The following is an 11,645-nucleotide window of genomic DNA, read 5'->3' on the forward strand; positions in this document are numbered from 1 at the left end:
CCAGTCGTGTGCACACGTGTGAAACGTGTCATCAATACCTCCTTCCAGGACGCCCCGCCCCGGGTTGGTTGAACAATTGATGGCAGGTCTCCTGACTTGCGGGTCTGCGCTTGGCCAACCTTCCCGACCCTTGGGGTCAGTGGCTATTTGGCATAGCTCACCGCTTACAGTTGCGGGGGCAGTTACGGAATTGGCGCCGCTTGGCATTCCTCACCGTATTCCCTTTTCATCCCTCTGACGTATCGTTGGGAACCATCTGCTGCCTGAGTGCCCGAGATCAAGAAATGCGTCAATAACTTTCTCCAAGCTTAAGTCTTCGAAAGTAAGCCAACGCAACACTAGCGAATACGGCGCCAACCGTGTCCGTTTTGAAGTCGTAAATCGATGAATCCCACCCTACCAACTATTGACCGGTATACTTCATTCTGACGCGAAAACGGCTGTTTGACATCGAAGGGAATGAGGCAATAAGGCTGCCATAAGTCACTTCGTTTGAAAGAAAAACCAAAAAGGGTTAATCTACGGGCATTTAGAAGGGGCTGGCTGTCGGATATTTTTGTAGAGGTTAATTATTGCCTGGGCTTGCTCGGGAAAAGGGGGTTCGTGACACATTCTTTGCCAAACACTTCACCTGAAGACGTGGTTGACGATATCATCGATCAGAATTTTGAAGCGATCGCGAAGTGGAAAGGTCGAAGGTTAAGAGCGCAACATGGGCGCAGCCATGGATGTGTCAAAGCCACTTTCACAATCCGGGACGATCTGCCGGAAAGGTTGCGCCATGGCCTTTTCGAAAAAGCAGTAAGTTATTCTGCAGCAGTTCGCTTTTCCAACGGTGCGCATCTGGATGATCGTAAAACCGATGCCCATGGAATGGCGGTCAAGCTATTTGATGTGCCGGGCACCAAACTGATCGACGTCGAGGCACTTTCACAACTCAACATCTCGCAAATCAGCGATGAGTTCGACTTTGTTCTTGTCGATCGGGACACTTTCCCCAGCTACCTTTCCGACGATTATGAACGGCTAAGCAGACTGATCGCTACTCTGCAAGCCCTACAACACGCGGCAAATAAGCGTCGCAGCTGGTCATTGAAGCTGATCACTCGAGGGTTGGTGGCCCTGTTTCGCGCATTTGCCACACAAAAAGGCAGGCGAAGTCTTCAGACTGCGAGCGATTTTGCCTCGAACTACATGCAGTCGCCATTCGAGGCGCATTTCTGGTCAACGACGCCCTATCGGCTGGGGACTGACCTGACAGTACGATACCTCGCCCGCAGCGTTCGACATAAGGTAGCAACCAAACCGGTGGACGAGCATGACGGCATCAGCCTGAAACTCCGTCAGGACGTCGCCAGTGACGGCAATCGATTTGAGTTCTGTATAATCGAACCACCGCGAAACGATGGCGACTTCGATCCGCTCGACAACCGCGTCAGATGGGCCTGCGGTCCAGAGCCGGACGCACCACTCGACCCGTTTCATCGAACGGTTACACCCATCGCAGATATTATCATGGAAAAAGATGCAGAATTCGATCCGCTCGATGGTGATACCCTGTCATTTTCGCCATGGCGTGTGACCGCCGAGCACAAACCTCTGGGCCCGATCAACGCAATCCGGCTTAAGACTTACCTTAGCCTCGCCCGCGCCCGTTTTCCAAACCGATGATCAATTGGAGCCATTTAGATGCTGAATATTGATGATCTTATCAATCTTGGGTTCAAGATCGCACCACGCACGACAAGCTATATCTCAGCCATGAGGCTTGCGAATGCAGCGCGGGTGCACCGGCCGCGACCCTATACATTGGGCGCGGACTATACCAGCTGGCCAGGCGTCTATTCCAACCGTTGGATTGGTCGTCACACAACGCCCGAAGATCCTTCGCCGATCCTGCCATCGGAAAGTGAAGTGGCCGACTTGTTTCGCCGAAGAACTCAGATAGATGGCAGCCCGCTTACCTTGTTGTGCCCGCAAGGCACGACCGTTCTTTTCATCTCGGTCGCGCAATGGTTCACCGACAGCTTTCTGCGGACCTTCGGGCCAACCGGACCGTTTGATCAGACTGATTCAAACCACGAAGTCGATTTATGCCAGATCTACGGATTGAACGATTTTCAAACTGATATGCTGCGCGAAAGAGACCCCGAAACAGGCGAAATGACCCACCGACTGGCGTTTCGGATGGACGACAATGGCGAGATGTGGCCGCCGAAGCTGTTCAAAAAAGATCAATCCGGTGGAGTTAAGCTGGCCCCGCCATTTGATGGCAGTCTCGCCGAGGGTGACAATGCCGCGCGGCCCCTGCATGATCCGTGCAAGCTGCGTAACTCCTTGAAACGCGCACATCCCGAGCTGACACGCCAACAAGTCGATCAAAGGCTGCTTGATTTTCACGCAACCGGCCTGGACAACGGCAACGGCACGATCGGCTATACTGCCATCAACACATTGATGATGCGCGCGCACAATACATTTGCCGATCTTCTCTGGCGCGAGAAACGCGGCACTGACGGTTGGGATAAAGAGCGCGTGTTCCAAACCACGCGGTGCACTCTGATCGCGCTGCTGATCAAGCTGGTGATTGAGGACTATATCAGCCACGTGGCAAACATGCCTTTTCATCTGCCGGTCGGCGTCAACCGCTGGCAGCGTTGGCATCATTCAAACCAAATCGCGATTGAATTCAATTTGCTTTACCGTTGGCATTCAATGATCCCCGAGCGTTTCATCATCGACGGCACTCAGGTCGAGCCGACTGGATTCCGGTTCAACCCTCGCCTCGTCGAACAAACGGGACTTGAGGAAATGATCCGCTCGCTCTCGCGCCAACCAGCAGCCAGGATATCGCTGCGCAATACACCTGATTTTCTGTTCGAAAGGCCTGCAGAAGGTGTGCCCTCACCGGTCGAAGCAACGATTGCCCTTACACGCAAAGCACGACTTCCCTCACTGAACGCCTATCGTCATCATTTTAAACGTCGAGTACACTCGAGCATCGCGGATCTTGTGGGGGATCAGCCCTTCGCCGACGAGCTAATCGCCGACCTGAGCAGAATGTATTGCAATGTTGATCGGATCGAGTTGTTTCCGGGCTTGTTCGCCGAGCAGCACAAGGGGACCGTCATTATGGGTGACTTGATGACGTCAATGGTGGGGTATGACGCGATCACGCAACTCATGAACAACCCAATGGTCTCAAAGAACCTGTACTCGGCCAAGACCTTTTCGCAAACGGGTCATCGGCTGCTGCTAAAAACCTCTTCATTTGCGCAGGTCGCTGAATTTGTTGGTCTGAATCTTGCCCCGGATGACTGTGCATTGGGCCGAAGGCGCTAGGCCGAAACCCCGGCATCATTCAGCTTGGCAAGACGTGCAGCAATCTCAGGGTCAACTGGTCGCAGACGGGCCAGATCTTCTAATGCTCGTTTCTCATACAGAGCAGCTCCCTGATCACGGGCCACTTGTATCGCCGTTCGGCACGCGGCCTCGGCCTCATCAGAAGCGTCTTCCTGCTTTGCCAGCAGCGCAGCTCTGATCCGGTTTAGCTCGGCTTCGTAATTCCGCTCTCCGGTTTGATCCGCAAATCTTAAACCAGCATCAACTGCTTCCAGACCTTGCAGGATTTGACCAAGCGCGAGAAAGCCACGCGCAAGTTCAGTATGGACAAGAACACCTGCCGCCTTGGCTCCGGTCGCATGCATTTTTTCCCAGGCCGATTGCAGCAAGGCGACGCCCTTTGCTGGTTCGCCCGAACGTATCGACGCACCCGCGAGATGCGCGGTTGCAACCGCGTTGTAATATGGGCCAACACTGTCTCGCACGATCTTTGCAAAAGTCTTTGCCATATGCGGATAATCCGGATGATCGGTCTGCATGTAGATCTCGGTCTGCCAATGCATCGCATTTGCCACCGTCAGCGACTGCCCCGATGCCCCTGCAGCATCAACCGCACTTTTGGCGCGAGCCAAAGCACGTTCAGTATTCCCCAGGAAACTGTCGACCAAGGCAGCCATGCTCTCGATCTGTAACATCGCCGCGACATCCGGATCGTTTCCTGCCTCAGCAGCGTGTGCTTCGGCGTGCAAAGCTGCTTTTTCCAGCGCAGTCGCCGCAGCTATGAACTGTCCACGCGGTGCAAGCGCTGATCCACGTATGTAATTGCCGACCATGCACGTATGGTGATCATCATGGGCATCGATCATCGCCTGTCCCCAATGCTCGGCCTTGCGATAATCCCCTTTGACCATCGCAGCGGTAAAGAGACCCCTACCGGCGCGCACCAAAGTGCGGCGATCTCCGAGTTTCTTGGAAAGCTCAAAGCTACGGTCGAACGCTGAAATTGCAGAATCCGCGCCATATCCGATCCGGACGCGTTCGGCGGCTGCAAGTAGAAACTGCAAGGAAAGTTCTGCCTCTTCACGATGTTCGGCAGGCAGTTTCTGCAGCAATCGCAGTCCGTTTCTAACTTGCTGCGCACCTTCTTGATTGGCATGGCGACGCAGGTTTATGCGAGCGGCTTCGATCCAGGCAGCCACGGCTTTGTCGGGCGCACCTGCCAACTCCCAGTGACGTGCAATCTGTTCCGGTTTTCGGGCCGCCTCAGGCTGTGCGTTCAGTGCTTCGGCTGCGCGTCGATGTAAATGCGCCCGCCGGTCTCGTACGAGGCTTTGATAGGCCGCTTCGCGGACAAGTTCGTGCCTGAACCGCCAGGCCCCGCTCGCATTTTTCCCTGTACCGGGTAAGTGTTGCAGTAAACCTGTTGATGCTAACTGGCGTATTGCCTCATCAGCTTCGGCTTCTGAGATGCCGCTGATATGCGCCATCATAGGTACGCCAAATGTACTACCTATGACTGCCGCCTCGACAGCTGTACGGCGCAATTCACCCACTTCGTCTATTTGCTGCGCCAATAGGTCGTGAAGTGTCGCGGGAATGACCCCCAGCCCACGTTGGGGTGATGCTGCCATAGCAGTCGCGCATTCTTTGATGAAAAGAGGAATGCCGTTCCCACGGGTCACGATCTGCGCCATGGTTTCATCACTAAGCCGCGCATTTGATGCGGCACCGGCCAAAACCGCAGCGGTGTCATCATCCAGCGGTGATAGTGCAGTTATCTGCAGCGAAGGGATGCTTTCTTCCATAGCCCGCGTGACAGGATTTCGCCCGGCCAACAATAGCAGAACAGGTAATTTGCTAAGATGCTCTGCCACAGCTTGAAGAACCGAAAGGGTCGACGGATCTGCCCATTGCAAATCCTCGACCACGACAAGCACCGGCCCTTCGCGGCTTAACCCTTCAAAGACACGACGGAATATCGTAACGATTTCGGCGCGCAGCGCCTCTTCGCTGGCGGGTCCATGATCGCCGGGTCCTGGCGCGAGAACAAAAAACAAGGTGCCCAACTGGCCGTCATCCAGAATATAGCCCAGATGTTCCGTCATTCGGTTTCGTCGGATCGCGATGTCGTCGCTGTCGAGAATTCCGCACCAGCGTTCAATTTGTGAGATGAATGGAAAAAAGGGTGAGCTCACATGAAAAGGACTGCAATGATACGTCACCCAGGCCTGGGGCCCCACCGACGTACGCAGGTCCCGGATCAAGTGGGATTTTCCAATTCCTGCTTCACCTTGCAGATAAATTACCCTTCCTTTGCCGGTTTCCACGTCAGACCAAGCCGCATGAAGTTGTGCTCTCTCAGCGTCCCGCCCGATCAAAGGTATCCGGTCTTTATCCAATACCTGAATTCGGGTCTCACCTGCCAAGCGATACACTGGAACGGGCCGATCAAATCCTGCAAGGCTCTTTGCACCCAGGCCATCGAACTCAAGCTGCTCGCCCCCCAGTGCGCGGGTCGCAGCGGATATCAGCGTCCCACCGGGTTCAGCAAGGGCCTGTAACCGCGCAGCAAGATTCAGCGTAGATCCAAAGATCGCATCCGGCTGGATGTTGCTCCCGAGTGCAATATCCCCGACCAGCACGACGCCAGAAGCGATTCCGATGCGGCACTTCAATTCGGTCGGGCCAGACAACTCGGCCAGATCAGAATGTATGCGCAAAGCCGAGCGCATGGCCCTTTCGGCATTGTTTTCACAGGAAGAAGGCCACCCAAAGACCACCAAAACTCCGTCACCGACGATCTGCAGCACGCTGCCTCCAAAGGCATTGGTGGCATGTTCGACCAATTTCTGATAGCGCAGCGTGGTCGATAGCAAATCCTCGGGATCAAGGGTCTGGGCAAGAACAGTTGATCCGACAAGATCCACCATCATGACTGTGAGATGGCGATGCTCCATCGCGCCAAGATCAGTATCAGGACCAGCCGGGTGTAGTACCATCAGCTCACACCGTTTTCAGACATCGCATGACTATGCGATTGTTTGCTCACAATTGAACCAACACTGAACAATGAGAACATGCCCCCCTCGCAAAGCCTCATATAAACCTGCACTCGCCATCGCAGTCTGGCGCCATGTAAGCTGCGAACACAGCCTATATGATGCAAGGCTATCTGGCTATGTCCAGCGTTACTCATGTGCAGACTGCCTTCCCGTGCGAAACTTCATTGGTCCAATTTCACCAATCACTACACAAAAATTGCCCTAAACTCCCGTGGTCTGGTCAAACAAATCGGGGGTGGTAGTGTTTCCTCAAAATTAGGCATCTACCATTCTGGAAGAATTGATGCGATTGCAGCATTGAAAACCTCAATGGCGGTATTGTGAGACGCGGCGTGCACCGTCGTTTAACGCAGGTGGGACGATAAGAATGACAACTGATAAGCTACTTCCGGTCGGGCTGGATTCTGAAACAGGTTTTTGGCTGGACACGCCAGAGCACCAGAACTGGTTGATGGAACAGGCTCGTCATCAGCTTGAATTTTTCAGTGCAAGCTGCCGAAATGGGCCTGGTTTCTTTCTGCTTGATCATGACGGCACCCCCCTGCCTGGCGAGGTGCAGGAACTGCACACGACCACCAGAATGATCCATTCTTATGCCTTGGGTCATCTCTTCGGATTTAAGGGTACCGAAAAGATAGTTGACCAGGGTATGGCATATCTTGAGCGCTATCACCGAGACGCGGAATTTGGTGGATTTTTCTGGGCGCTGGAAGGTGACCGCGTCGTTGATGATCGCAAACTGGCTTACGGGCACGTCTTTGTTCTTCTTGCGGCGGCGAGCGCAAAGCAGGCAGGTCATCCGGGCGCGGACAGGCTCATGACTTACGCTCGAAAGGTTCTGGATACACATTTTTGGGACGAAGAAGCGGGACTGTTTTGCGACGAATGGAACAGAGATTGGACGCCGTTCTCCGACTATCGCGGGATGAATGCAAATATGCATGGTGTCGAAGCCTTGCTTACCGCGTTTGAAGCAACGGGGGACAAGGTATATTTATCTCGTGCAGGCCGCATTCTGGATTTCTTTGTCGGCAAAGTCGCACCCCAAGAAAACTGGCGATTGCCAGAACACTACACGAGCGACTGGCAGATTGATCGCACATATGCGGGCAACCCGATGTTTAGGCCAGCCGGTACAACTCCAGGACATTCGTTTGAATTGGGACGATTGCAATTGCAATATTGGGATCTGTCGGGTCGCCCGAACACCGACGCACCGCATTCTGCGCGTCAGTTGATTGAACAGGCCCTGCGTGATGCCTGGCTTCCCGGCGGAGGCATCGCTTATACGTTGGACTTTGATGGACAAGTTTCAAACGAGAACCGGTTCTGGTGGCCTGTAACCGAAGCGATCAGTGCCGTCGCTGCATTGATCAGAATTGATAGAAAAGCAGAAGATGAGCACTGGTACAGAACTCTCTGGGGTTATGCGAATGAACGATTTGTGGATCATCAAAACGGCGGCTGGTTTCCGGCTGTGGACGAAAACGGCAAGGTCATAACATCCATCTTTAACGGGAAACCAGACATCTATCATTCCCTACAGGCCTGCCTGTTTCCGTGTTCAGGTCGCCTATCGAGAATGCTGCCGTTTTGACCTGCCAATCCCTGTCATTCAAAAGCGTGCAGAAGCCCTTCAATTGAAGAATCGGGGGAAATCTGGTAGTGTAGCCATATTCAACATCATCTGACGACCTGCCAATTCGGATACGTTTCCAAACGAACGGATAGGAGAGATGAATGGCAAATCAAGCTAGCAAAAAGCACATTACCCGCAAAGGAAATGTCGAGGTTCGACCGCAACCGTCTGCCCAATCAGCTTTAGGTGAAAGGGCAGAAGCATCGGGCCTGATGACACCCCAAACTCTTAGTGAACGCGACGAGAAAGTTTCAAAGGTTCGCCGAAAGGGTGGTCCGCCATTAGAGGAAGACAACTCTGCCAGTTCTGCAAGCGAGGCAGATCCAACCGAATTGGATTACTGACACATTTTGACATTAATATTACGGAGGCTGCCATGCCCTCGACCCATCAGCCAAGGATATTCAACACAGTAAATCTAACAGATTTTGATACAAACGGGCAAACGTCGACAGTCGGCGAGCCCACAGTCTCAAACAACGGAAATCAGATACTGGCCACTGGAAACTGGTACGCCAGCCGGTCATTGGATGGTGGCCAAAGCTGGTCGCATATGAGCCCCTTCACCTTGTTTCCGCCAGCAGATGGAGGTTTTTGCTGCGATCAGACCACCATTTATGACCCAAGCCGGGATTTATTGATCTGGCTGCTTCAATATATCGAACAGAACGGGACCAACACATTACGTGTTGCGGTCAAGCAAGGCCGCACACTTGGAAATGACAACTGGAACCTCTGGGATTTCACACCGGCGGGAATTGACCCATCGTGGAACGGCGAATGGTTTGACTACAACCATGTCTCTCTTTCAGAAAACTACCTGTATGCGGGAACCAACGTGTTCTCGGCCAGCAGCAACCTTTTTAGGAGGTGCGTCATATTGCGAATATCGCTGGACGAACTTGCAGCTGCCGCTGGATTATCTTTTGACATATTCGAAACGCAGCACAATTTCTCACTACGTTGTGTTCAGGGCGCGCGCGGTTCGATGTACTTCGCCAGCCACAATTCGAACTCGCAAATCCGTGTGTTCAGGTGGCCAGAGAACTCACCGGACGTTGATGAATTCGACATCGATGTCACCCCGTGGTTTGCGGGCAGCTATTCCGCGCCTACAGTCGGAGGCGGCGACTGGATGTCCAGGACCGATCCACGCATAATGGCAGGTTGGTTAGGGCGAGGCGCGCTGGGGTTCATGTGGACAGCCAACCAACAAGCCAACAGGCCAAACCCATTTGTCCGGACCGTTCGCATCAACGAAGCCACAATGTCCCTGATCGACGAACCTGACATCTGGAATGATCAGATCGCGTTTTCCTACCCCTCGACAGCCGTAAATCGGTTCGGCGACGTCGGGCTGTCGATTTTCGCCGGTGGGGGCAATCTGCATCCAAGTCATGTCATTGGTACCTATGACGATATAGATGGAGTTTGGCGCTTGTCCCTCGCGCGGCAAGGAATGCATACGCCGTCCTTGGGCAAATGGGGAGACTACACGAACTGTGCCGAGATTGCAGATGACGGATTTACCTGGCTTGCCGCTGGCTACACGCTGCAAGGTGGGAGCACGCAAAGCGACATCGAACCAACAATGACTTGGTTCTCACAGCAGCGCTATGACGCGCCTCGACGTCATCCTCCTGCAATAGTCTAACCAACTAGATTAGTTTCAAAAGATTGGATCATACCATGCATACAGCGATGAAATCACAAGGAATAAAGTCTTTTTTGCGCCAAGAAGGACCGTGGTTGTTGAGTGCATTCGTCATAGCCGACTTATTTTATAAATGGGGCTCATTTGCATTGGAATGTGTTGGCTTTTTACTGACATGGTACGCCCTAAGCTGGATCTCGAGCCTGCTTGTGCGGGTCTTCACGGGTGAAAACTCCGCTCTCGGCGATTAAACTTACCGGACTCCTACACACAGACTTCTCGGGATCAGCTTGGGCTTCATTTCAAACAAGCCTTCACGTGCCCTGCAACTCAGTCACGACGTTGGATAACAGCTCAATTCCTTGCGGGATTAACCCCGGTTGGATTGATGAGACACCAACTCGGAAATGATGCTTCCCTTCCGCTGCCTTCGAGAAACACGGTCCAATCGGCTCTACGATTACGCCCCGTCTGAGTGCTGCATCACAAATTGTCTTAGCCTCGAGTTTTTCATCGGGATCGGCTAGAACGAAAACAGTACCACCGAATTCACCTGCTCTCAGAAAGCTGGGTAACCGCTCACGAATCATCGAGTCTGCCAAATGCCAGCGTTGTTCATAGTTCTGCCGCACCCGGCGTAGCAAACCGTCGTAATATCCTAACCTGATGAACGCGGCGGCAGTATGTTGCAGTATCATGGGTGGGTGGCGCATCATCATGCCCCGGCAATCTCGCGCTGCATCGATAAACTCAGGCGCGGCTGCCAGATACCCCAGTCGCAAACCCGGCGAGAGCCCCTTGGATAAGCTGCCCAGATAGATCAGGCGGTCGGTATCATCCAGGCTCCGCAACGGCAGAAGCGGTGAATGACGATAGTCCACGTCGCATTCGTAGTCATCTTCGACAATGTAAAAGTCATAATCCTCAGCAGCTTGCAACAGTGCTCGCCGACGGCGTTCAGACAACGTGACTGTGGTTGGGTGTTGCCGGTTAGGCGTGATGAACACCAGATCCGCGCCGCGCAGCCGCTCGTCAACAATGAGACCTTCCTCATCCACGGGTTGAAAGCTCACCTTGCCGAAATTGGCCTGAAGAATCTTGCGAGCATCCGGATAACCCGGATCTTCCATTACCGCAGTACGTTCACGCCCGCCAAAGAGCAGGCTGGTAATAAAAAGCCCATTCTGTGAACCCAATGTAATCAGTATCGATTCACTGGGCTCGAAAATTCCCCGCCGTGGCAAAATGCGTTGCCTGACCTGTTCGACAAGCTCTAGGCTGTCATCATAAAGTCCATCTGCAGACCAGATCTTGAGGTCTTTTCGGTTCATTGCCAACCGGGTGCACTCACGCCAATCCGCAACTGGAAACACACCATCATCGATCTGATTACACACAAAGGGATAAGCGTATTTATACCAGTCTATTGGGCGCGGGATTGTCTCAATCTCTTCAGTACGACGCAGTTTGTTCAGTTTCTGGCTAATTGATGTAGCGGGCCTGGTATTCGACCGGCCAATCGCATCACTGTCCGTTCGTATCCCGCGGTCAGAACACACAAAATAGCCGGATCTTGGCCGTGCCTCGATCAGTTGTTCTTCCTCAAGCTTACGATAGGCTGCGACAACCGTATTAATAGAAACATCTAAATCCCGCGCCAACACGCGGCAGGACGCAAGCTTCAGACCGGACGGCATCAAACCTTCAAATATGAGCCGCGATATCTGCGAGACAATTTGGTCACGCAAGCCGCTGGACTGAGATTTATCAATACTCAATCGTTGTGTCATATCCTACAGGGCCCCAGTCAACGTTTCCGCCGCGCGACTTGCAAACTGTATCCTTGTTTTCAAGTGTTCCTTGCGAAAGGCAAAAGGCAAGTTATGCCCATTCGTCTCTCCGGAATCGCAGTCGGAAACAGGTGATCTGATTACGAGTCGATTGATGA

At 53.2% G+C, this 11,645-nt stretch carries 7 protein-coding genes and 1 riboswitch; of the genes, 5 read left to right on the forward strand and 2 right to left on the reverse strand.

What is annotated here, in order from left to right; translation table 11 throughout:
- Window positions 1-64 precede the first annotated feature (64 nt).
- Window positions 65-272, reverse strand: a riboswitch (cobalamin riboswitch).
- A gap of 331 nt (window positions 273-603) precedes the next feature.
- Both ACR0KN_RS12325 and ACR0KN_RS12330 read left to right on the forward strand, forming a co-directional pair.
- Window positions 604-1,671: a catalase family protein gene (locus tag ACR0KN_RS12325; protein ID WP_480653852.1), complete on the forward strand. Its 1,068-nt coding sequence runs from the start codon at window positions 604-606 to the stop codon at window positions 1,669-1,671.
- An 18-nt stretch (window positions 1,672-1,689) separates the two neighbouring features.
- The gene (locus ACR0KN_RS12330; RefSeq protein ID WP_480653854.1) at window positions 1,690-3,342 is read left to right on the forward strand and encodes a peroxidase family protein; all 1,653 of its coding nucleotides are present in this window, start codon (window positions 1,690-1,692) and stop codon (window positions 3,340-3,342) included.
- Here the strand turns inward: ACR0KN_RS12330 and ACR0KN_RS12335 are convergent.
- Window positions 3,339-6,341 carry an ATP-binding protein gene (locus ACR0KN_RS12335; protein ID WP_480653856.1) on the reverse strand — a complete coding sequence of 1,001 codons (3,003 nt, stop codon included), beginning with the start codon at window positions 6,339-6,341 and terminating at the stop codon, window positions 3,339-3,341. The genes ACR0KN_RS12330 and ACR0KN_RS12335 overlap by 4 nt on opposite strands.
- 430 nt (window positions 6,342-6,771) lie before the next feature.
- On the opposite strand from ACR0KN_RS12335, the gene ACR0KN_RS12340 reads away from it, so the two are divergent.
- The 3 genes from ACR0KN_RS12340 to ACR0KN_RS12350 all read left to right on the forward strand — a co-directional run bounded on the left by ACR0KN_RS12340 (window position 6,772) and on the right by ACR0KN_RS12350 (window position 9,697).
- A complete protein-coding gene (locus ACR0KN_RS12340) occupies window positions 6,772-8,001 on the forward strand; it encodes an AGE family epimerase/isomerase (protein ID WP_480653858.1) in 1,230 nt (409 codons plus the stop codon).
- Window positions 8,002-8,144: 143 nt separating this feature from the next.
- The gene (locus tag ACR0KN_RS12345; protein ID WP_480653860.1) at window positions 8,145-8,387 is read left to right on the forward strand and encodes a hypothetical protein; all 243 of its coding nucleotides are present in this window, start codon (window positions 8,145-8,147) and stop codon (window positions 8,385-8,387) included.
- A 32-nt stretch (window positions 8,388-8,419) separates the two neighbouring features.
- A complete protein-coding gene (locus ACR0KN_RS12350; protein ID WP_480653862.1) occupies window positions 8,420-9,697 on the forward strand; it encodes a hypothetical protein in 1,278 nt (425 codons plus the stop codon).
- 314 nt (window positions 9,698-10,011) lie between these two features.
- On the opposite strand, the gene ACR0KN_RS12355 is transcribed toward ACR0KN_RS12350, so the two are convergent.
- A complete protein-coding gene (locus ACR0KN_RS12355) occupies window positions 10,012-11,487 on the reverse strand; it encodes an aminotransferase-like domain-containing protein (protein WP_170780536.1) in 1,476 nt (491 codons plus the stop codon).
- Window positions 11,488-11,645: the final 158 nt, after the last annotated feature.

It is taken from the genome of Ruegeria sp. AP7, assembly GCF_056539905.1.